Genomic DNA, 22,902 nt, shown 5'->3' with positions numbered 1-22,902 from the left:
GGAAAATTCGTTGCCGACTGTCCTCCCAAGACGCTTGAAATCTGTCAAGACCGCGTCTAGCATCCAGTCTGTCCGATATACAGGCATTGTGTCCGAAATATCAGACATACGCAAGCCCTGGCGCGAGCAGACCGGACGGAGGAGGCGGTTCCCGCATCTCGCGGGAGCCCGTGGTTTTCTTGTCTCGATCCCGCACGTCGAGGCGCAACTCTGAACAGGGGAACAATCATGTCCAAATCGTCATTCCTCGAGCAATTCCAGCAAAAGTGCGCAGCGGCTTTGCGTCCGGGACTGCGTGGAAATGCCCTGGCATCCGCGAGCGGGCTCTGCCTCGGCGTGCTGATGGCCGTCGGCGCCGGTTCGCAGGCCGAAGCCGCGGCCAACTGCATCAAGGGAGACCGCAAGGCGCCCTATACGATCGGCTGGGCCAACATCTACTCCGTGCCGACCTGGATGAAGCAGACCCAGGGCACCATCGAGGCCCAGGTCGAGGAACTCAAGAAGAAGGGGCTTGTCGACAAGCTCGTCGTCACCGACGCACAGGGCGACGCCAATGTGCAGATCCAGCAGATCCAGTCGATGATCGATTCCGACGTCGACGCCATCATCCTGATCGCCGGCTCGTCGACGGCTCCTGCCCGTGTGCTGGCCGACGCCTGCGCCAAGGGCATCGCCATCATCAATTTCGACAGCCTCGTCGACAGCAACGACGTCACCGCCAAGGTCAACACCGACTCGGCGCAGTGGGGCGAGCAGGCGGCGAAGTTCCTGATCGAGCAGATGGGCGGCAAGGGCAACATCCTGGTGCTCAACGGTCCGGCCGGCGTCTCGGTCAGCGACGACCGCCGCAAGGGCGCCGAGGCCACGCTGCAGGCCAACCCTGACGTCAAGATCCTGGCCGAGACCAACACGGCCTACAACGTCGCCCCCGCCCAGGAGGCCGTCACCAGCCTGCTCTTCGCCAACCCCGAACTCGACGGCATCCTGTCGCTCGGCGGCGCGCTGTCGGCCGGCGCCGTGCTCGCCCTCGACAAGCAGGGCCGCGACCAGGTTCCGATCACGGGCGAGAACGCGCGCCAGTTCCTCGAACTGTGGAAGGAGAAGGGCCTCAAGAGCTGGGCGACCATGCAGCCCAACTGGCTCGGCGCCTTCGCGACCTATGTCGCGGTGCAGGCGCTGGAAGGCAAGGACGTGCCGGCTTTCGTCAAGATCCCGCTGCCCGTCATCGACAACTCGAACATCGATGAGTATCTGGCCCGAGCCGCCGATTTCCCGGCTGACGGCTATATCTTTTCGCCATACGATCAGGCGCTGTTCGACAAGCTTCTGGCCGAGCAATAAGCCCGAAGGTCCGCGAAAGTGCTGGCTGGTCCCGCTCCGCTCCTGGCCGCGCGCGGGGTGTCGAAGTCTTTCTTCGGCAACCCCGTCCTGCGCGACGTCTCCATCTCGCTCCTGCCGGGCCGCGTGCATGCGCTGCTCGGCGAGAACGGCGCGGGCAAGTCCACGCTCATCAATCTTCTGTCCGGCGCCTTGTCGCCGGACAGCGGCGCGATCGAGGTCGACGGCCGTCAGGTGCCGCGTATGACTCCCCCCGAGGCTCGGCAGGCAGGCATCGCCGTCGTCCAGCAGGAACTCAGCCTCACGGCGAGCCTCTCGATCGCCGAGAACATCGGGCTGGGCGCCTATCCCAGGCGCTTCGGCCTGGTCGACTATAAGGAGCTCGCCGCCCGCGCGGCGGCGGCGTGCAAGCTCGTCGGCCTCGACGAGCCGCTGTCCACGCCGGTCGGCGAGCTCTCGCTCGGCCGGCGCCAGATGGTGGAGATCGCCAAGGCGCTCTACCGTAGGCCGCGCGCGCTGATCCTCGACGAGCCGACCTCATCGCTGTCGGCGACGGAAACCAGCATCCTGACCGCGCTCCTTGAGCGGCTGCGTCGCGAGGGCGTCGCCATCCTCTATATCTCGCACCGGCTGAACGAGGTGATGGCGCTCTGCCAGCACGTGACAGTGCTGAAGGATGGGACCTGCACGGCGGACCGCCCGCTGGAGGGGACCGACGCCGCCGGGCTCGTGCGCCTGATGGTCGGACGCGACCCGGGCGACCTGTTCCCGAAATGGACGCCCGCGCCTTCCGCCGGCACCGTGATGTCGGTGCGCGGCTTATCGTCAGGCATGATGCGCGACGTCGACCTCGACATCAGCGCCGGCCAGGTTCTGGGCATAGGCGGCCTCGTCGGCCAGGGCCAGGAAGACCTGCTGCTCGGCCTCTATGGCGCGCTTCCGGCCAAGGCCGCGACGGCGTCGGTCGGCGGTACGACAGGCCTGCCCGGCGGCGTGCCCAAGGCCAACCGGCTCGGCCTCGCCTATGTGCCGGCCGATCGCAAGCGCGAAGGCCTGCATCTCATCCATCCGATCCTGACCAACCTCATGCTTCCCGCCTTCGCGCGGCTTCCGGCACTGAAGCTGCGCAACCGCGCCGGGGAGAAAGCGACGGGGCAAAGCCTTGCTGCCCGCTTCGCCATCAAGGGCGACCTGGGGCGTCCGGCGCAGGCGCTTTCGGGGGGCAACCAGCAGAAAGTGGCGCTGGCCAAATGGATGCCGCATGAACCGACAGTGCTCCTGCTCAACGACCCGACGCGCGGCGTCGACGTCGAGACAAAGCGCGAGATCTACATCATGCTCCGCCAACTCGCAGCAAGCGGCAAGGCGGTCGTGCTGATGAGCTCCGACACGCCCGAGTTGGTGCATCTTTGCGACCGCGTGGCCGTGGTCCGCGAGGGTCGCATCGCCGCCATGCTCGAACGCGAGGCACTTTCGGAAGAAGCGATCGTCGCCGCCGCCGTCGGCAGCGACCGTTCGAAGGTGGCAGCATGAGCGCCGTCCAGCCTGTTTCCGAGAGCCGTCCGCTCTACTGGCCCGTCCAGTCGCGGCGCAATGCCGGCGTGCACGGCCTCTTCGCCGTCGTGCTCCTGTTCCTGATCGCCTATGGCATCCTCTTCCCTGGCCTGTTCACTTTGGCGGGTTTCGCCAAGTTCACGCAGAGCTGGTTCCCTCTGGCGCTCGTCGCCATGGCGCAGGCGATTCTCATGCTGACCGGTGGCATCAGCCTCGCCATCGGCGCGACCGTCAGCCTCGGCGCCGTCATCGCGGCGACCACAATGTCAGGACCGCTCGGCGTCGTCGGCGGCACGGCAGCTGTGGTGCTCACCGGCCTCGGCATCGGCGCCGCGACAGGGCTGATCGTGGTGAAGCTCAGGCTTCCGGCGATCGTCGTCACTCTGGCCGGCTCCTTCATCGTCGGCGGCGCCGCGCTGCTGGTGCTGCCGCGGCCCGGTGGCTCCATTCCCGATTGGCTGTCGAACCTGCTCGCCGGCAACACGCCGGCGGCCTTCATCATCCTCATCGTCATCGTCCTGTTGTGGAAGCTCTATCTCGCCACGCCGCTGGGACTCAGCCTCTATGCCGCCGGCGAGAACCCGGTCGGCGCCTATCGTTCCGGCGCGCCGGTCGATGCCGCGCGCATCGCCGCCTATGCCATCAGCGGCCTGTTGTCGACCGGCGCGGGCCTGTTCGTCGCGGCCCAGACCGGCTCGGGCGATCCGGTCATCGGCACTGCTTTCACTCTGAACTCGATCGCCGCGGCCGTGCTCGGCGGCATCGGCTTCCTTGGCGGCCAGGGCACGATGCGCGGGGCGCTGGCCGGCAGCCTGCTGCTCAGCCTCATGATCAGCGTCATGTTCTTCCTCGGCTTCACGCCCGTCGCCCAATATGTCGCGCAGGGCCTGATCATCATCGGCGCCGTCGCGCTGCCGCAATTCCGCAAGGTGCAGAGATGAGCCAATCCGTTCCGGCACGCAGCCGCGCCCCTGTCATACCGGGCAGCCGGGTCATACTGGGCAGCCGGCCGTTCCTCACCTTCGCCGTGGTGGCGCTCGTCTGGATCGTCGCCAGCCTGCTGTCGCGCGGCTTCGGCGCCTTCGGCCATCTGCGCTATCTTGTCGAGCTGGCCGCCGTCATCGGCCTCGTCGCGGCCGGCCAGACCTTCGTGGTGATCGCCGGCGGCATCGATCTCTCGGTCGCGGCGATCGTCACCGTCAGCGCCGTCGGCCTGCCGCTGCTCGGCTGGCAGGGTGATCCGACCGGGCTCTCGGCGATCCTGCTGGTGCTCGCCATGACCACGGGTATCGGCCTCGTCAACGGGCTGGGCGTCGCCTTCCTGCGCGTCCATCCGATGATCATGACGCTGGCCATGGCGACCTTCCTTCAGGGGTTGCTGATCATCCTTGCCGGCGGCAGCGCGGTTTCGCTGCAGAACCCGCTGGTGAGCTGGCTCGGCAATGCGCGGCTGGCCGGCATTCCGGCAGGCGTGCTCCTGTGGATTGTGGTCTCGATCGCCGTGCTGGTCGTGATGCATGCGACGCCCTTCGGCGCCCGCGTCTTCGCGCTTGGCGCCAACCAGCGCGCCGCCGAGCTCTCCGGCGTGCCCGTGCCGTCCACGACGACCGTCGTCTATGGCATCAGCGGCTTCACCGCGGGACTTGCGGGCGTACTGGTGCTCGGGATGAACGGTCAGGGTTACGTCGGCATCGGCGACCCCTACCTGCTCGCCTCGATCGCGGCCGTGGTGCTCGGCGGCACCTCGATCCTGGGCGGCCTCGGCACCTATGCCGGCACCATTCCCGGCGCGGTGCTGCTGGTCACGATCACCGCGCTCATCACCGTCGTCAACGCCTCGCCGGGCTGGCGCGCCATTTTGTTCGGCTCGCTGATCCTCGGCCTGCTATTGTTGTCCGGCCGGGAGGCTGCCCGGCGATGAGGTTTCCATGCGATAGACCCGCTCGGCCGTGCCGAAGAACAGCGCCCGCTGCTCGGCCTCGGAGAAATCGGCGGTGATCTCCTTGAAGGAATCGTACACCTCGTCGAAGGTCGCATGCAGTCCGGCGACCGGAAAGTCGCTGGCGAACATCGCGCGCCCCGGACCGAAGCAGTCGATGCACTGCATGATCACGGCCCTCAGGCTGTCGAGGGTCCAGTCATGATCATAGGCGACGAGGTCCGATATCTTGATCGCCACATTGTCGTGACTGGACAGGAGCCGCAGGCCCTCGCGCCAGCGGCGCATGCCGTCCTCGTCGCGGTCGATCGGGCTGCCGCAATGGTTGAGCACGAAGAGCTGGTCAGGGAACGCGGCGGCAAGACGCGCGGCATCAGCCAGCTGGCGCGGGAACACCATGAGGTCGAAGGCGAGCCCGTGCCGGCCGAGCCGGGCGAGGCCGGCACGCCAGGCCGGCTTGTCCATGATGCCGTCGCGCGGCGCGAAGCGGCGGGCGGGATCGGGGTCCCAGCTCAATATGTCGCGCACGCCGACGACCCGCGGAAAGGCGGCCTGCGCTTCGATCAGTCCGGCAGCTTCGGGGCTCCCCAGCGGCATGGCCGCCACATAACGCGCCGCCACGCCGCCCGCCTTGTCGAGCGTCTCCAGCCATCGCGTCTCGCCGATGCCGTCGTCGGCGCGCCAGCCGGCCTCCACATGGACGGTCGCGACGACGCCGTGCCGCGCCGCATCGCGCCGATAGTCCCGCGGCAGGTAGTCCCGCCGCAGCGGCCCGAGGTCGCCCAGCCCGCCGCGTTCGCCGGCCGCGGCTTCCAGCCAGGGATGGCGGCGCATGCCGAGGTCCCAGAGATGATGGTGGGCGTCGATGATGGGACCGGAGTAGATCGGCACGTTCTTTCCTCTTTCCAACGGGTGCGAATGCTGACGCATCCACGCCAGGTGGGTGCGTCAGCATCCACCTTACCTCAGTCGCCGGCGCGGCCCCTCCGGGCCGCTTGGCTTTCGCGCCAACGGGCGTGGGCCACGCCGTCGCGCGCTCCAGCGGTCGACAGTATCGACCGCTGGCACCACTGATTTGCCGAAGGGGTACCATCGGATGACCACCAGCGCACCACTCTTGTTGCCGACCGTCGCAGAGCCGGTGGAGCTCGACGATCTGATCCGCGGCGTGCCGCCGGGCACGGCGGGTTTCGACGGCGGCCAGGTCGCATCCAGGCGCTGGCACCCGGCCGACGGCAACATGTCGTTGCCGGTGCTGACGCTCGACACGGCGGCCTTCGCCGCCAATCGCGACCTCTTCCTGCGCTATGTCCGTGAGCACGGCGTCGCCGTCGCTCCACATGCCAAGACGCCGATGGCGCCCGACCTGGCGCGCTCGCTCGTCGAGGCCGGCGCCTGGGGCACGACGGTCGCCGACATCAGGCAGGCCTCGGTGATGCTGCGCGCCGGGCTCGACCGGCTCATCCTCGCCAACGAGGTCGGCGGTCTCGGCGGGGCGCGCCGGCTCGCCGCCCTTATCGCCACCCACCCGCATGCCGAGCTCTATGTCTTCGCGGATTCGGTCGCGGCGGCTGCGGCCCTGGCGCGAGCCTGGCGCGAGAATGCCGAGCTTCCACCGCTCCGCGTCCTGGTCGAGACGGGCGCCGCCCGCGCCGGCGCCCGCACGACCTCGGATGCCGAGGCGATCGCCGATGCGATAACGGCTGCGGAGGGACGGCTGCTGCTGGCCGGCGTCGCCACTTATGAGGGAGCCGCCGCCCAGCCAGACCCGCAGCGCACTGACGAGGTGATCACGGGGCTCCTGTCGATGACGGCCGACATGTTCCTGCGCGTTCGGGCCCGGATGGGCGCCGATGTGCCGCTGATCCTTACCGCCGGCGGCTCGGTCTTCTTCGACAAGGTGGTGGCCAGTCTCGCACCCCTTGTCGCAGCGGACGGGAAAGCGACGCTGGTTCTACGCAGCGGCGCCATCTATTTCCACGACCACGGCGTCTATGACCGCGCCTTGGACCAGCTTGACGCCCGCCACGGCTTCGCCGTCGGCGGCGCCGAGGTCTCGGCGCGAAAAGCCTTCCGGCCGGCGCTGCGCCTATGGGCCGAAGTCCTGTCCCGTCCGGGGCCCGGCCTCGCGATCTGCGGCATGGGCATGCGCGACGTCTCCTTCGACCAGGGTTTTCCGATCGTGCTCGGGCTCTGGCGCGACGGCCGCCGCTTGACGTCGCCCGCGGCCAGGGTCGTCAAGCTCAACGACCAGCACGCTTTCATTGAGATGGAACGGGGCGTCGAGACCGACCGGGACGGTGACATCGCCGTCGGCGACGTGATCGAGTTCGGGATCTCGCATCCGTGCACATGCCTCGATCGCTATCGCGTGATCTTCGGCGTCGACGAGACCGGGCATGTCAGCCATGCCTTCCCCACCTTTTTCGGCTGATCCCTCCGGACGGCCGACGAGACCATGAACCAGAAGGAACCGACATGATCAGATATTACCAGTCCGGCACCCGCATGTCGCAGGCGGTCGCCTATGGCGGGCTCGTGCACATCGCCGGCCAGGTCGCGGACAACCGCAAGGCCGGCATCGAGGCACAAACGGCTGATGTGCTGGCCAAGATCGACGCGCTGCTCGTCGAGGCCGGCACCAGCAAGTCGAAGCTGGTGGCCGTAAACATCTACCTGCCGCAGATCGGAGACTTCGAGACCATGAACAGGATCTACGACGCCTGGGTCGACCCGGAGCGGCTGCCGGCCCGCGCCTGCGTGGAGGCGCGCCTGGCCGATCCTGATCTCCGGATCGAGATCACCGCCGTGGCGGCGGTCTGACCCCGCCATGCATACCGGCCTCGTCCATCAGCTCGACTTCGATCGGGACGGCAGGACGCTCGACTTCCTGAGTATCCCCTTCTCGATCGACCGGTCGCCCTATTTCCAGCTCAAGGTGCCGATCTCGATCATCCGCAATGGCGACGGCCCGTCGGTATTGCTGATGGCGGGCAACCATGGCGATGAATATGAAGGCGAGCTGTCGCTCGCCAAGCTTATCCGCAGGCTCGATCCGGCGCGCATCAGGGGCCGCGTCACCATCCTGCCGATGGCGAACGCTCCGGCGGTGATGGCGGCCAGGCGCTGCTCGCCGCTCGACGGCGGCAATCTCAACCGCGCCTTCCCGGGAGACCCCTCCGGCACGCCGACGGCGCGGCTGGCGCATTTCCTGGAGAAGGAGCTGTTCCCACGCCACGACATCGTCTTCGACATCCATTCGGGCGGCACCTCTATGGAACATCTGCCGACCGCGCTCATCGAGCGAAACGACGATGCCGAAAGACACGAGCGGGCGCTCGGCCTGATGCGCTCTCTCGGCATGGCTCACGCCTTCGTCGCCGACAACGGCCCGGCGGCGCCGACCTCGATGGGCGCGGCCCGGCGCGCCGGTTCCATCGGATTGAGCGGCGAGTTCGGCGGCGGCGGCACGGCGACCATCGACAGCATGGCGGTCACCGCGCGCGCCCTCGACAATCTGCTTCTGGCCGCCGGTGTCACCGACGAAGCCGTGCTTGGCACGCCGCCTTCACAGGGCGTCCCCACCCAGCTTCTTTCGCTCACCCGGCACAGCCAGGGCATCTACGCCACGCGGCGCGGATGGTACGAGCCCGCCGTGCGGCTGGGCGACCGCGTGGCGGCGGGCGCGGTCGCCGGCTGGTTCCACGACCTCGAAAGGCTTGACATGCCCGAAGAGCCCCTGTTCTTCGCCGAGGCCGGCATCGTGATCTCGCGCCGGCTGCACACGCACTGCGAAGCCGGCGACTGCCTGATCCAGGTCGCCGAGCCGGTGGAGGCCTGACGACGACGATGGACACGCTGATCCGGGACGCCCGCATCGTCGACGGGTCAGGCGCACCCTGGTTCCGGGCGGACCTGCGCATCAGTGGCGGGCGTATCGCCGCCGTCGGGCCGCATCTTTCCGACGACGGCGCGACAGTTGTGAACGCGGGCGACCGATATCTGGCGCCGGGCTTTATCGACGCGCACTGCCACGACGACCTGATCACACTTCGCGAGCCGCAGCGGCTGGAGAAGATCATGCAGGGGGTGACGACGGTCGTCGTCGGCAATTGCAGCTTCTCCCTCTACCCCGTCGCGGCAGGCTCACGCCGGCTGCTCGCCGAGCATTTCGGCGCCCTGCTCGGCGCCACCGCCGACGACGAGGTCTTCGCCGATCTGGATGGCTACCGTAACGCCCTGGAAGGACGAGGAGCGGCGCTCAACGTCGTCTCGCTGGTCGGCCATGCCGCGCTGCGGCTCGCCGTCATGGGTTTCGAGCAACGCGCCGCGACGACCGAGGAAAGGCAGGCAATGCAGCGGCTGCTGGCGGGCCAGCTTGAGCAAGGCGCCGCCGGCCTGTCGCTCGGCCTGGTGTATCCGCCGAGCGCCTATGCCGACCAGGCTGAGCTGGTCGCGCTGGCCGAGACGGTGCGTGACCACGGCAAGCTGCTCACCGCTCATATCCGCAGTTACGAGGGCGGCCTGATCGCCTCGACCGACGAATTCCTGTCGATCCTGCGCAGCGCCGGCACCGCCGGGCTGCTGTCGCATCTCCAGTCCGCCGGACGGCCGAACTGGGGCAATGTGCCCAAGGTCATCGAGCGCCTGGAGGCGGCCCGCAGCGAAGGGCTCGACGTCTCCTTCGACATGTATCCCTATCCGGCCGGCAGCACCTATCTGCTCCAGCTCCTGCCGCCGGAAGCGCTCGCCGGCGGCCATGCCGCGCTGGTCGAGCGCCTGGCTGGCGCTGCCTATCGCGACGATCTCAGGCGCTGGATCGAAGAGGGCGGCAGCGACCCGCACCGCCAGTCGAAAGTGTCGCTGATCGGCTGGGAGAATGTTCGTCTCTCGGCCATCGGGACGGCCGCGCTGAAACATCTCGAAGGTCAGTCACTCGCCGACGCCGCGGCTGCCGAAGGCAGCACGCCCTTCGACCTCATGGTGCGGCTCATCGTCGAGGACCAGGGCGAGACCGGCATCGTGCTGTTCCAGCTCGACGAGGGCGACCTCCATGCCGCCTGCACCCATCGATTGCACCTCGCCTGCTCCGACGGCCTGCCGCGCATCGGCACGCGCCCGCATCCGCGCGGTTTCGGCAGCTTCGCGCGTTTCGCCGGCCGGCTGGTGCGCGACGGCTGGTTTCCGATCGAGGACGCCGTGCGGCGCATGACGTCGGCGCCGGCGCAACGCTTCAACCTCACCGATCGCGGCGTCATCAGGCAGGGACTGGTCGCCGACCTCACACTGTTCGACGCGGCGATCGACGACCCCGCGACCTTCGACGACCCCGTGCGGATCGCCACCGGGGTCAACCACGTCTTTGTCGCCGGCGAAGCGGTCGTCGCCGATGGGCAGCCGACCGGCAGCCTGCCGGGAAAAATCATTCCCTAAAGATCATTCCCTGAGGAGTTCGCCATGCAGCTTTCGATGTGGACCTATCCCTGGGATATCCAGGACATCGGCTACGACACGGTCGAGCGCGAATTGCGCGAGAGGGCCGGGCTCGACACGGTGAGCGTCGCCACGTCCTATCACGCCGGCCGCTTCCTGCAGCCGCGCAGCCCCCGCCGCAAGGCCTATTTCCCGGAAGACGGCACGATCTATTTCGAGCCGACCGCCGCGCGATGGGAAGGGCTGCCGATCCAGCCGAAGGTCGCCGACGTCATCCGCGAGGGCGGCGATGTGCTCGGCGAATTCGTCAGACGACGCGAGACGACCGGGATGCGGGTCTCGTGCTGGACGGTCTGCCTGCACAATACGCGGCTCGGCATGCTCCATCCCGATGCCGTGACCCGCAACGCCTTCGGCGATCCCAACTACTACAATCTCTGTCCGTCCAATGCCGACGCGCGGACCTATGTCAGGACACTCGTCGAGGACGTGACGCACACCTATCGGCCCGACCGGATCGAGCTCGAAAGCCCGTGCTTCATGGGCTTTGCGCATGAGTACCACCATGAGAAGGACGGCGTCGGCCTGACACCCGAGGACGACTTCCTCCTGTCCCTGTGCTTCTGCGCCTCCTGCGTGGGTCGCGCCAAGGCGGCCGGCGTCGATGCGGAACCCGCGCGAAGGCTCGTCCGGCAATGGATCGCCGAAAGTTGCGAGCGGCCGGTGCCGGCGCGCCGGTTCCCGGACTTCCCGGCGCGTGGGCTCGACACTTTCGCGCCCTGGCCCGAACTCCATGCTTTCCTGCTCTGGCGCTTCGAGCCGGTGACCAGCCTGGTCGCCGAGATCCGCGAAGTGGCCGATCCTTCGACACAGGTCGTGATGATCGATCTGAAGGACGGCTGGCTCGGGGGCTGCGATCTCGCCGCGCTCGGCAAGGCCTGTGACGGCGCGATCCTGTGCGCCTATGACATGCAGGCCGAAGCCGTCCGCGATCTTCTTGCGGCTGGCCGCGCGGCTCTCGGGCCCGAGAAGTTCCTCGGTACGGGCTACCGGCTCTTCTATCCGGAAATGTCCAGTCCCGAAGTGCTGGCGTCCAAGGTGCAGCCGGCGCTGGAGGCCGGCATCGACGGCATCAACTTCTACAATTACGGGCTCGTCCCCGCCGCGCGGCTGGACTGGGTGGGACAGGCGCTCGGCAAGCAAGGCGGCTGAGCGCGAGTACGGCAACGCCACTGCTGGCCAAGTCTTGTGATATGTTGCCCCAGACGAGGAGGGCAATGGGAAGGGGTGAGGCTATGGCGAGAAGCTCTGAGAAATCAACTCGAGAAAGTCCAGTGACAGGCGCCCGTGTGAATCCCGGGGCGCAGACGGACGCGGATACCGACCTCATCGAGTTCGCGCTTGCGAACGTCGCGCTCGAAGACGATTCGCTGAAATCTTCAGAAGCTCCCGAGGCAAGGTCGATCCGGATCTGAAGCTGGGTTTCTGATGCCGACAAGGCTCGACTGGACGGGGCGCCAACCCTGCCCGGCCATGTGCCCCCGCTCAGAGATAGACGCCAACACCTTGGCGTAGCCGATACCGAAGTGGTATCACTTTGGTATTAGCCAGATTCGAGTGCGCCGGCATGCTGACGTTTGAAGGGTTCAGGCTGAACCATTCGACACCCGCCTATCGCCAGCTGAAAAGCTGGATCGCCGACGCCATAAGGGACGGCAGGGCCAACCCCGGCATGCCACTTCCATCCGAGCGGGAGCTCGCCGACCAACTGGAAATCTCGCGCGTGACCGTGCGCAAGGCGCTCGACGAGCTCGTCGCGGACGGGCTGGTCACGCGCCGGCGCGGCAGCGGCACCTATGTGGCGGAACCGCCGCAGCGTGTCGCCCAGAGCCTCTCGCGACTCTACTCCTTCAGCGAGGACATGCGCGCCCGCGGCCGCGAGCCGGGGACGACATGGCTTTGCCGCGAGATCGCCGCGGCGAGCGCGGAGGAGGCACGCCGTCTGGGCATCGAGCCCGGCGAGCCGGTGGCCCGACTGCACCGGCTGCGTTTCGCCGATGGCGAACCGATCGCGCTGGAATGGACGGTGAGCCCGCTCAGCCTGCTGCCCGACCCGCAGCAGGTCGGCGCCTCCTTCTACGAAGCGTTGCGTGCGCAGGGCCATCCGCCGGTCCGGGCGAGCCAGCACATCACCGCCGTGACCATAGACGGTCCTTGGTGCCGGCTGCTGAAGGTCAGCGAAGGCCATGCGGCCCTCGACATCCACCGTATCGCCGAACTGGCGGATGGTACTCCGGTCGAATGGACCCATTCCGTCTTCCGCGGCGACGCCTATGATTTCGTCGTCGATCTTTCGTTTCCGGAATAGCCGCCCTTGATCCCGACGGATTTCGTGAGCCATCGCGGACCTTGCCTACGTCAGACATACTCGCTCGAACTGGATTTCTCATGAAGCGATTTCTACTGGGCATCGACGCCGGGTCCACCATGACCAAGGCCGCGGTCTTCGACCGGGACGGGACGGAGATCGCCGGCAGCGGCCATCGCATCGCCATCCAGCGTATGCAGCCCGGCTGGTGCGAGATCGACCCCGCAGACGCCTGGAAGGCAACGGGTGCGGCCATACGCGATGCGCTCGAGAAAGCCGGCATCGCCGGCGACGACATCGCAGCGGTTGGCCTTTCCGCCGCCATGGTCGGTATCTGGCTGGTCGATTCCGCGGGCAATGCGTTGCGGCCCGGCGTCAACTGGGAGGACAGCCGGACCCAGGCCATGCTCGACCAACGGCTTGCCGACGATGCTGATTTCTACGCCAAGGTCTTCCGGTCGAACGGCTGCGTGATGCAGCAAGGCTGCACGCTGCCGCTGCTCGCCTGGCTGCGCGAGAACGAGCCCGACATCGTCGAGCGCGCCGCCCATGTCTTCAGCTGCAAGGATTTCCTGCGCATGAAGCTGACCGGCCTCGCCGCCGCCGACCGTACCGAGGCGGCCGTCGCGCCGGGCGACGCCAGGCTTCGTGACCGCAGCCCTGCGATGCTCGATCTCTTCGGCCTTGTGGACCTCGCGCAAAAGCTGCCGCCGGTGGCCGACTCCGAAAGCATCGCCGGGTACATCACCGCCGAGGCCGCGGCCGCCACCGGCCTCAGGGAAGGCACCCCTGTGGCGATCGGCGCCGGCGACGTGCCGGCGACCGTCACAGGCGCCAGCGCGCTGGAGAACGGCATGGCCATGGCCGTGCTCGGCACCACCTGCATCGTCGGCGTCGTCTCCGACAAGCCGATCTTCACCCCGCCGAATCTCGGCCTGCTCTTCACCTTGCCAGGAGAAGCCTGGTTCCGCGCCATGGTCAATGTGGCCGGCACGCTGAACCTCGACTGGGCGATCGACACCATCCTGGGCGAGGCGGCGCGCGACGCTGCTTTATTCTCCCGGCTCGACCAGATGATCGGAGCCGTGCCGATCGGATGCGACGGCGTGGTCTTCCTGCCCTATCTCAGCGAGAGCGGCATCATCGCCCCCGTTTTCGACGCTCAGGCGCGCGCCGGCTTCTACGGTCTCACGCCTCGACATGGCCGCGCCCATATGATGCGGGCGGTCTATGAGGGCGTGGTCCTTGCGATCCGCGACCTGCTGTCCGACCTGCCGCCGATCGACGACGCGCTTCTCCTCACCGGCGGCGGCGCCCGCAGCCGCTTGTGGACGCAGATGATCGCCGATGCCCTGGGCAAGACCGTGCTCGTGCCGGCCGGCACCGAGTTCGGCGCGCGGGGCGCCGCGCTGCTCGCCGCAACCGCGATCGGCTGGCATCGTTCGATCCGGGAGGCCTCGGTCTCGACGCGCCGGATCGAGCGTCGCCAGGCTCCCGATCCCGACCGCAGGCAGGAATGGGAACGCGCCTTCGCAGCCTATCGGCGGTTCCGCGATCGCGCGCTCAGCCCGTAAGGCCGTCCAGGTCACACTCCTTTCGAAACTGTGCGAATCGCGATCTGGCCGTGCTCCGGCTCGTTGACTGCACGCGGCTTGCCTGAGTAGATTGAGTGGTACATACCACCCAGCCAAGCGGAATATACCGCCAATGATGTCAAGCCTTCTGGCCGGCCCGGCGCCCGATCAGGTCCCGCTCTACCGGCGCATCGCCGGCGAGCTCGAGGCCAAGATCGGCTCGGGCGCGCTCAAGACGGGCGATCGCCTGCCCTCCGAGCGACAGATCGCCGAGGATTTGGGCGCCAGCCGCATGACCGCCCGCCAGGCGCTGAAGCTGCTGGAGCAGCGCGGCTTCGTCGAGACGCGCGTCGGGCGCGGATGTTTCGTCATCTATCCGCGCATCGAGAAGCAGTTGCGCACCCTCAACGGCTTCACCGAGGAGATGCGCCGTGGCGGACGGCATGTTTCGAGCATCGTGCTCGACGCCGGCACGGCTGCCGCCGACAAGGAAGCAGCGGCAGCACTCGGCATCGCCGAGAACACGCCGGTGCACCGGCTGGTCCGCATACGCCTCGTGGACGCCGAGCCAGTGGCCGTGGAGCGCACGGAGATCCCGGTGGCGCTGGCGCCCGGCCTGCTGGAACGCTCCGACTTCTCGATCGATTCGCTCTATCGGGTGCTGCGCGAAGAATTCGGCCAGGTTCCGACGGAGGCCGAAGAAAGCCTCTTCGCCGACACGCCCGACATGGCGACCGCAGCGGCGCTCGGCATTCCGGCCAGCGCGCCCGTGTTGCGCATCACCCGCTGCACCTTCGCGGGCGACGGTCGGCCGCTCGAATATGTGCGCTCTTCCTACCGGGGCGACTGTTTCAACATGCGGGTCAGGCTGAAGCTGACGAAGGAACCATGACAAAGACATCCACCCCCACCGCTGCCGCCTATCTCGGCGAATTGACCGAGCGCATCGGCAAGCTGCTCGAACAGAACGGGGAGGCCATCGCCAGGGCCGCTGATGCGATCGAGAAGACCGCGCGGGCGGACGGGCTCGTCTATATATTCGGGACCGGTCATAGCCACACCATGGCCGAGGAGGCGCACTACCGCGCCGGCGGCCTGGCGCTCACCGTCCCGATCCTGGCGGGCACCACCATGGTGCATGAGGGCGCGGTCGCCGGCACCGTGTTCGAGCGTATGCCCGGCATCGTGGCGCCGATCTTGGCGCGCTACCCGATCGGGTCGAACGACGTGCTGATCATTGTCTCCAACAGCGGGGTGAACGCGGCCCCCGTCGAGGCGGCCAGGATCGGCAAGGACGCTGGCGCGACCGTCATCGCCATCACTTCCGAGGGCTATTCGAAGCTGGCCGCGAAGGGCCGCACCCGGCTCGCCGACGTCGCCGACATCGTGCTCGACAACAATGCCCCGGCCGGAGACGCGATCACTGCGGTGCCGAACAGCGAACTGCGCGTCGGCCCGATCTCGACGCCGGTCGGCGCCGCTCTGATGAACGCCGTGCTGGCCGAGGTCGCGGCCCGGCTGCAGTCGTCCGGCGTCGCTGCGCCGATCTACCTCAGCGCCAATATGCCGGGCGCCGCCGAGGTCAACGAGGCGCTCGTCGCCCGCTACCGGCCGCGCAACCCGCATCTTTAGGCGCTTTTTCGGTAGAGAATTCCGTCGCTTTGGGGAGCGGCGAGACAAGAGGGAGAAACCAGGATGAAGAAGACCCTGACTTTGGCCGCGCTCGCGGCCACACTGCTCGCCGGGACGGCCTATGCCGAACCGGTGAACCTGACCTTCTGGCATATGGAACAGCCCCCGCATCGCGTTCAGCGCATGCAGGAGCTGCTCGACGAATTCAACAAGGCCCATCCCGATATCGTGGTGAAGCAGGAGCCGCAGAGCTGGGGCGAGGTCTACGCCAAGGCGCCGGCCGCCTTCGCGGCAGGCAACGGTCCGGACCTTCTGTTCGCGATCCCCGACTTCACCACTGTGCTCAAGGGTATCGACGCCGTCGTCCCGGTCGACGACATCGTCAAGGACCTCGACGCCAGGCATGGCTTCGTGGAAGCCACCGTCGCCCCCTACAGCTACGACGATCACGTCTGGGCGGTGCCGGCCTACAACATGGCGATTTCGCTGTGGTACCGGAACAGCGCCCTGAAGGCGGCCGGCCTCGAAGTGCCGAAGACCTGGACGGAATGGAAGGCGGCTGCGGAAAAGCTGTCCGCCGACGGCAGATACGGCATCGGCCTGCCCGCCAACAAGCAGCTCTATACCGATCAGACCGTCTACAGCTTCATGGTCAACAACGGTGCCGCCGACCTCTATTCCGAGGACGGCAAGATCACCTTCGACACGCCCGAGACCGTTGCCGCCTATCAGGCCTATGCGGACCTCCAAAAGCTGTCGCCGGCGGATAGCACCTCCTGGACATGGGGCGAGGCGGAAGCCTGCTTCGCCAGCGCGACCTGCGGCATGATCCTGCAGTTCAGCGTCATCAACACCTACGACACGCAGGCGGAAGGCGATGCCGCCGACCTCGGCGTGGCGGCGGTGCCGCACGCGGACGGCCAGGCGGACTCGGCGACCATCTCATATTCCAACGCCATCATGCTGACCACCAAGGACAAGGCCAAGCAGGACGCCGCCAAGGTGTTCCTGTCCTGGCTGATGGAGCCCGAGACCTATGGCCGCTTCCTGACCATGGAGCCGGGGCTCTTCCTGCCGGTCACCGATGACGGCGCCAAGGCGGACTCGTTCTGGAAGGACCCGGTCGTGGCCAAGTACAAGAGCCAGGTCGAGACCATGGTCGCCAACTCCAGGAACGGCAAGCTGTTCGGCTTCACCAACGGCAAGGTGTTCTCCTCGATCGGCGCCATCTCGGCGCAGAACGTGATCGCCGAGACCCTGCAGGACATCGTGGTGAACGGCCAGAGCCCCGCCGACGCCGTCAAGGCCGGCCAGGCGCGCATGGCCGAGATTACCGCCAAATAACACGCGTGGCGCCGGGGACGGACCATGATGAAGAACACGCCTCTGGCCTTCGTCTTTGTAGCCCCGGCGCTGCTTTTCCTGCTGGCCGTGCTCGGCTGGCCGCTCGTCCAGGCGATCCTGCTCAGCTTCCAGAATGTCGGCGTCATCGGCTCGGCGGGGAACTATGTCGGCCTCGACAATTATGTGGCCGTGATGGGCGGTGCGGGCTTCTGGAAAGCGCTCGGCCGCAGCGTCGTCTGGGTGGTCGCCAACGCGCTGGTCCAGACGCTGCTCGCGCTCGCCACGGCCCTCGTCCTCAACCAGAAATTCCCAGGCGTGCGCAGCGCCCGGACCTGGGTGATCCTGACCTGGATCGTGCCTACCGTGGTCGTCGTCATCATCTGGCGCTGGCTGCTGTCGACATCGGGCGGCATGATCAACCCACTGCTGATGCAGGCCGGCGTGATCGACCGCCCCGTCGGCTTCTTCGCCACACGCGAAGGCGCCATGACGACGCTCGTCATGATCAATTCCTGGCGGTGGTTCCCGTTCACCGCGCTGATGATGCTGGCGGGCCTCACCCGCATTCCGGGCGATCTCTACGAGGCGGCGCGCATCGACGGAGCAAGCGCGTTCAGGCGTTTCACCCGCATTACCTGGCCCCTGCTGCAGCCGACGCTGATGGTGCTGGGCGTCGTCGGCACGCTGCTGTCCTTCAACGTCTTCGACGTGATCTGGCTGCTCACCGCGGGCGGCCCGGCGCAGGCCTCGCAGACCTTGCCCGTGCTGATCTACGAAACCGCCTTCAAGGGATACCGCCTGAGCGAGGCCGCCACCATCTCCGTGATCACCAGTATCCTCCTGATGGGCTTCGCCATCCTCACCACCCGCGCCATGATGGCGAACGAGGCCGCGCGATGAGACGAAGCCTTCCGCAATCGGCGTCGCTTCATGCGGGGCTGCTATTCCTGATGCTCCTCATCGGCCTGCCCTTCTGGTGGGTGATCACCGGCTCTATCAAGCTGCCGCGCGAGATCATCCAGCGCATGCCGACGATGTTCCCGCAAAGCTTCACCCTCCAGCATTTCGAGAAGCTGCTGCAGTCGTCCGATTTCCCTACCTATCTCGTCAACAGCCTGTTGGTCGCCCTGTTCTCGACGGCCGTGACGGTGCTGCTGGCGCTCCCCGCGGCCTATGCCTTCTTCCGTATGGAGTTCCCCGGCCGCAACGCGCTCTATCGGGTGATCCTGCTGGCCTACGCCTTTCCCGGCGTCGTCGTGCTGATCCCGCTCTACGGGCTGTTCTCCAAGGCCGGGCTGGTCGACAGCCGGGCGAGCCTCGTCATCGTCAACGTGGCCTTCGCGCTCCCCTTCTCGATCTGGATGATGCGCTCCTTTCTGGCGTCGGTGCCGAAGGAGATCGAGGAGGCGGCCATCGTCGACGGCGCGCCGACGACGACTATCTTGTTGCGCATACTGATGCCGCTGATCGCGCCCGGGATTGCCAGCGTCGCGATCTTCGCCTTCATCTCGTCCTGGACCGAATATCTCTTCGCCTCGGTGCTGATCGTTTCCGACGCGCACCGTACGATCCCCGTCGGCTTCGCCGGCATCATCGGCCAGTATCAGATCGACTGGGGCCTGTTGCTCGCCGGCGCCACCGCCGCGACCATTCCCGTCGTCATCCTCTTTGCGCTCGTCGGCCGCTGGTTCGTCTCCGGCCTGACCGAAGGCGCGGTCAAATAGAACGGAACCCACGCATGGCAGGCCTCGCTCTCGACGCGGTCAAGAAGCGCTTCGGCGCCACCGAGATCATTACCGGCGTCGACCTCCAGGTCGCCGACGGCGAGTTCGTCGTCTTCGTCGGGCCGTCGGGATGCGGCAAGTCCACGCTGCTGCGAATGATCGCCGGGCTGGAGACCACATCCGAGGGCCGCATCGTGATCGGCGGGCGCGACGTCACCGACGAGGACCCGGCCCGGCGCGGCATCGCAATGGTGTTCCAAACCTATGCGCTCTATCCGCATATGACCGTCGCCGCCAATATGGGCTTCCCGCTGGAGATGGCGGGTCATCCCAAGGCCGAAATCGCGGCCAAGGTCGCCGACGCGGCGCGCATTCTCCATCTCGAGCCCTATCTGAAACGCAAGCCGCGCGAGCTTTCGGGCGGCCAGCGGCAGCGCGTGGCCATCGGCCGCGCCATCGTGCGCAAGCCGGAAGTGTTCCTGTTCGACGAGCCGCTCTCCAATCTCGACGCGGAACTGCGCGTCCAGATGCGCATCGAGATCGCGCGACTTCATCAGGAACTGAAGTCGACGATGATCTATGTCACCCACGACCAGGTCGAGGCGATGACGCTGGCGAGCCGCATCGTCGTCCTGAGAGCCGGCCGCATCGAGCAGGTCGGCGCGCCGCTCGAACTCTACGAGAACCCCGACAATGTATTCGTCGGCGGCTTCATCGGCTCGCCCCGCATGAATTTCGTGCCGGCCATGGTGGCGGGCCGGGCCGGCGACAAGGCCGTGACGGTCGAGGCCGCCGAAGCCGGCCTCTCCGGCACGGTCGTCGCGACCCGCGGCACGCCGCCGGCACCGGGCACTGCGGTCAGCCTCGGCATACGTCCCGAGCATTTCGTCTCGGACAGTGCAGGCAGCGGCATCGAGGGCCGGATCACCGTCATCGAGCGACTGGGCGGCGTCACCTATGTCCACGCTTCGCTCGCCGACGGCAATTCGCTCACCGTCGAAAGCCGCGACGCCGCCGACCTCCGGCAGGGCGAGAGCGCGCGGTTCCATTTCGACGCCGCGCGCGCCTTCCTGTTCGGCGAAGACGGCCGGCGGATCTGATCCCGCGCCTACCCTGATCCACCCGAGCCGGCCGCTTTTGCCGTCGCGGGTCGGCAGCCTGCGCCGGCACGCAGGCGCTTGATCCAGCGCAATTTCTCCGTATCGCCGAGCGGCTATTGCCCTTGCAGGTCGTAGCATCATGAACCCGATCGGCTCGCCAGCGTTTGACAATGGCGACGGACGGGCAGGTTGCCCGACCGGCCGGCGTGGAAATACACTCGCGAACAGCCGCCGAGCCCTTGGCCCCTCTTTTCGAATGAAAGGACCGCACGCCATGAACGACGCCGACGCTGCCCCCCTCTCCGAGACCGAGCTCGAACAGATAGACGCCTATTGGCGGGCCGCCAACTACTTGACCGTCGGCCAGATCTATCTGCTCGACAATCCGCTGCTGCGCGAGCCGCTGCGGCTCGAACATGTCAAGCCGCGGCTGCTCGGGCATTGGGGTACGTCGCCGGGCCTGAGCTTCATCTACGCCCATCTGAACCGCGTGATCCGCCGGCAGAAGGCGAACATGATCTATATCTGCGGGCCGGGCCATGGCGGGCCGGCCATGGTCGCCAACGCCTATCTCGAAGGCACCTACAGCGAACTCAACCCCGATGTTCCGCTGGGCGAGGCGGGGCTGCGCAAACTGTTCCGGCAGTTCTCCTTTCCGGGCGGCATTCCGAGCCATGCCGCGCCGGAAGTGCCGGGTTCGATCCATGAAGGCGGCGAACTCGGCTACGCGCTTTCGCACGCCTATGGCGCGGCTTTCGACAATCCCGGGCTTGTGGTCGCCTGCGTGATCGGCGACGGCGAGGCTGAAACCGGCCCGCTGGCCACGGCCTGGCATTCCAACAAATTCCTGAACCCCATCCATGACGGCGCGGTGCTGCCGATCCTTCATCTCAACGGCTACAAGATCGCCAATCCGACGATCCTGGCCCGCATTCCTCATGCCGAGCTGCGGGCTCTGCTGGTCGGCTACGGCTATGATCCGCTGTTCGTCGAAGGCGACGAGCCGACGGCGATGCACCAGCGCATGGCGACCGTGCTCGACCAGGCGATGCGCAAGATCCACGCCATCCAGGACGCCGCCCGGTCCGGGCACGGCGGCACGAGGCCGGCCTGGCCGGTCGTCGTGCTGCGCAGCCCGAAAGGCTGGACCGGCCCGAAAGAGGTGGACGGGCTCAAGACCGAAGGTTTCTGGCGGGCGCATCAGGTTCCGTTGTCCGGCCTTGCCGACAATCCCGAGCATCTGAAGATGCTGGAAGAGTGGATGCTGAGCTACCGCCCGCAGGAGTTGTTCGACGATACCGGCCGGCCGAAGGAAGAGATCAGGGACACCACACCCACAGGCCCCTTGCGCATGAGCGCCAATCCCCACGCCAATGGCGGCCAGTTGCGCAAGCCTCTGGAACTGCCCGATTTGTCGAAGCATGCCGTCGGCGTACCGCAGCCCGGCGCCGCCAAGGCGGAGGCGACCCGAGTTATGGGCGGTTACCTGCGCGCGGTGATGCAGGCCAATCTCGCCGCGCAAAACTTCCGCATCGTCGGCCCGGACGAGACGGCGTCCAATCGCCTGCAGGACGTCTTCGAAGTGACCGAACGCGCCTGGATGGAGGAGATACTGCCGGAGGACGTCCATCTCGGACGGGACGGCAAGGTGCTCGAGATTCTCTCGGAGCATACCTGCCAGGGATGGCTCGAAGGCTATCTTCTCACCGGCCGCCATGGGTTCTTCTCCTGCTACGAGGCTTTCATCCACATCGTGGATTCCATGTTCAACCAGCATGCGAAATGGCTGGACGCGACCCGCGACATTCCCTGGCGACAGCCGATCGCCTCGCTCAACTACCTGCTGACCAGCCATGTCTGGCAGCAGGACCATAACGGCTTCAGCCACCAGGACCCCGGTTTCGTCGACGTCGCGCTGAACAAGAAGGCCGACATCGTGCGCGTCTATTTCCCGCCCGATGCCAATTCGCTGCTCTGCGTGACCGAACATGCGCTGCAGACCTGGGACCGCATCAACATCATCGTCGCCGGCAAGGCCCGGTCATGGCAGTGGATGTCGATGGAGGAGGCGCGGCTGCATTGCGACGCGGGTATCGGCATCTGGGACTGGGCCTGCCGGCACAACCGGCCGGAGCCCGACGTGGTGATGGCCTGCGCCGGGGACGTGCCGGCGCTCGAGACCCTGGCCGCCGTCGCCATCCTGCGCGAGCACCTGCCCGATCTCGCCGTGAGGGTGGTCAATGTCGTCGATCTGATGGCGCTGCAGCCGGAAGAGATGCACCCGCACGGACTTTCGGACGCGGCCTTCGACGCCCTCTTCACGACGAACCGCCCCGTAATCTTCGCCTATCACGGCTATCCCTGGACCATCCACCGGCTGACCTACCGGCGCACCAATCATGACAACATCCATGTGCATGGCTACAAGGAGGAAGGGACAACGACCACGCCTTTCGACATGACGGTGCTCAACGGCCTTGACCGGTTCCATCTGGTGCTCGGCGTGCTCCGCCGGCTGCCGGGCCTGGGCGAGGCGGGCGACCACCTGCGGGCGCTGATGGAAGCCAGGCTGACCGAGCATCACGACTATATCCGGACTCACGGCCAGGACATGCCCGAGATACGCGACTGGCGCTGGACCTCGAACGCCTCGGCCTGACCGCGTCCAGTCCAGCAGGCATGGATGTTGACGTATCCAGGCGACGTCAGCCGCTGGCGCGGCCCGAAGTCGTGCGTGGTAGCGGTGGACAAACGCCCCAACAGTCGATCTCATCGACCGTTGCCATGACAGCGTTGCAGTCGGACAGCGGTAGCAGATAGTGTTGCAGCCGGGGATCGCAGCACACGTGTCACGGAAGTTCTACAAGTCTGGGCCAGTATCCCGGCCAACATCCCT

Annotated in this window: 19 protein-coding genes; 18 read left to right on the top strand and 1 reads right to left on the bottom strand. The window is 67.0% G+C overall.

Annotated elements, in window-relative coordinates; all coding sequences use genetic code 11:
• Nucleotides 1–228: 228 nt before the first annotated feature.
• Genes JN280_RS08085 through JN280_RS08070 form a run of 4 tightly spaced genes read left to right on the top strand, consistent with a single transcriptional unit; the run spans nt 229 to nt 4,813 of the window.
• Entirely contained in the window at nt 229–1,341 is a 1,113-nt protein-coding gene (locus JN280_RS08085) for an ABC transporter substrate-binding protein (RefSeq protein ID WP_202311335.1), read from the top strand.
• 21 nt (nt 1,342–1,362) lie between these two features.
• On the top strand, nt 1,363–2,871 hold the full coding sequence (locus JN280_RS08080) for a sugar ABC transporter ATP-binding protein (protein WP_202314614.1): 1,509 nt from the start codon (nt 1,363–1,365) through the stop codon (nt 2,869–2,871).
• Entirely contained in the window at nt 2,868–3,833 is a 966-nt protein-coding gene (locus JN280_RS08075) for an ABC transporter permease (protein ID WP_202311333.1), read from the top strand. The genes JN280_RS08080 and JN280_RS08075 overlap by 4 nt, the downstream gene beginning before the upstream one ends.
• Entirely contained in the window at nt 3,830–4,813 is a 984-nt protein-coding gene (locus JN280_RS08070) for an ABC transporter permease (protein WP_202311331.1), read from the top strand. Before JN280_RS08075 ends, JN280_RS08070 begins: the two co-directional genes overlap by 4 nt.
• On the opposite strand, the gene JN280_RS08065 is transcribed toward JN280_RS08070, so the two are convergent.
• Nucleotides 4,778–5,722: an amidohydrolase family protein gene (locus JN280_RS08065; RefSeq protein WP_274609070.1), complete on the bottom strand. Its 945-nt coding sequence runs from the start codon at nt 5,720–5,722 to the stop codon at nt 4,778–4,780. The two genes, JN280_RS08070 and JN280_RS08065, sit on opposite strands and share 36 nt — an antisense overlap.
• A gap of 205 nt (nt 5,723–5,927) precedes the next feature.
• On the opposite strand from JN280_RS08065, the gene JN280_RS08060 reads away from it, so the two are divergent.
• The 14 genes from JN280_RS08060 (at nt 5,928) to JN280_RS07995 (ending at nt 22,665) form a co-directional block, all read left to right on the top strand.
• Nucleotides 5,928–7,265, top strand: a complete 1,338-nt coding sequence (locus tag JN280_RS08060) for an alanine racemase (RefSeq protein ID WP_202311329.1) — start codon at nt 5,928–5,930, stop codon at nt 7,263–7,265.
• A gap of 44 nt (nt 7,266–7,309) precedes the next feature.
• Nucleotides 7,310–7,654 carry a RidA family protein gene (locus tag JN280_RS08055; RefSeq protein WP_202311328.1) on the top strand — a complete coding sequence of 115 codons (345 nt, stop codon included), beginning with the start codon at nt 7,310–7,312 and terminating at the stop codon, nt 7,652–7,654.
• Between the two features lie 7 nt (nt 7,655–7,661).
• A complete protein-coding gene (locus JN280_RS08050; protein ID WP_202311327.1) occupies nt 7,662–8,672 on the top strand; it encodes a succinylglutamate desuccinylase/aspartoacylase family protein in 1,011 nt (336 codons plus the stop codon).
• 8 nt (nt 8,673–8,680) lie between these two features.
• Nucleotides 8,681–10,264: an N-acyl-D-amino-acid deacylase family protein gene (locus JN280_RS08045; RefSeq protein WP_202311326.1), complete on the top strand. Its 1,584-nt coding sequence runs from the start codon at nt 8,681–8,683 to the stop codon at nt 10,262–10,264.
• A 24-nt stretch (nt 10,265–10,288) separates the two neighbouring features.
• Nucleotides 10,289–11,476, top strand: coding sequence for a hypothetical protein (locus JN280_RS08040; RefSeq protein WP_202311325.1), 1,188 nt, complete (start codon nt 10,289–10,291; stop codon nt 11,474–11,476).
• 415 nt (nt 11,477–11,891) lie between these two features.
• The gene (locus JN280_RS08035) at nt 11,892–12,632 is read left to right on the top strand and encodes a GntR family transcriptional regulator (RefSeq protein WP_202311323.1); all 741 of its coding nucleotides are present in this window, start codon (nt 11,892–11,894) and stop codon (nt 12,630–12,632) included.
• Nucleotides 12,633–12,712: 80 nt separating this feature from the next.
• Complete coding sequence (locus JN280_RS08030; RefSeq protein ID WP_202311321.1) at nt 12,713–14,206, top strand: FGGY-family carbohydrate kinase; 1,494 nt, start codon at nt 12,713–12,715, stop codon at nt 14,204–14,206.
• Between the two features lie 133 nt (nt 14,207–14,339).
• A complete protein-coding gene (locus JN280_RS08025) occupies nt 14,340–15,098 on the top strand; it encodes a GntR family transcriptional regulator (protein ID WP_202311318.1) in 759 nt (252 codons plus the stop codon).
• Complete coding sequence (locus tag JN280_RS08020) at nt 15,095–15,838, top strand: SIS domain-containing protein (RefSeq protein WP_202311316.1); 744 nt, start codon at nt 15,095–15,097, stop codon at nt 15,836–15,838. The genes JN280_RS08025 and JN280_RS08020 overlap by 4 nt, the downstream gene beginning before the upstream one ends.
• A 63-nt stretch (nt 15,839–15,901) precedes the next feature.
• A complete protein-coding gene (locus tag JN280_RS08015; protein ID WP_202311314.1) occupies nt 15,902–17,182 on the top strand; it encodes an ABC transporter substrate-binding protein in 1,281 nt (426 codons plus the stop codon).
• A 27-nt stretch (nt 17,183–17,209) separates the two neighbouring features.
• Entirely contained in the window at nt 17,210–18,082 is an 873-nt protein-coding gene (locus JN280_RS08010) for a carbohydrate ABC transporter permease (RefSeq protein WP_244743093.1), read from the top strand.
• The gene (locus JN280_RS08005) at nt 18,079–18,906 is read left to right on the top strand and encodes a carbohydrate ABC transporter permease (protein ID WP_202311300.1); all 828 of its coding nucleotides are present in this window, start codon (nt 18,079–18,081) and stop codon (nt 18,904–18,906) included. The genes JN280_RS08010 and JN280_RS08005 overlap by 4 nt, the downstream gene beginning before the upstream one ends.
• Before the next feature lie 14 nt (nt 18,907–18,920).
• Nucleotides 18,921–20,006, top strand: a complete 1,086-nt coding sequence (locus JN280_RS08000) for an ABC transporter ATP-binding protein (RefSeq protein ID WP_202311298.1) — start codon at nt 18,921–18,923, stop codon at nt 20,004–20,006.
• A gap of 274 nt (nt 20,007–20,280) precedes the next feature.
• On the top strand, nt 20,281–22,665 hold the full coding sequence (locus JN280_RS07995; RefSeq protein ID WP_202311296.1) for a phosphoketolase family protein: 2,385 nt from the start codon (nt 20,281–20,283) through the stop codon (nt 22,663–22,665).
• The last annotated feature ends 237 nt before the right edge of the window (nt 22,666–22,902 follow it).

The organism is Mesorhizobium sp. L-8-10 (assembly GCF_016756635.1).
In the GTDB taxonomy this organism is placed as follows: domain Bacteria; phylum Pseudomonadota; class Alphaproteobacteria; order Rhizobiales; family Rhizobiaceae.
This window is presented reverse-complemented; position numbering and strand designations above follow the sequence as displayed.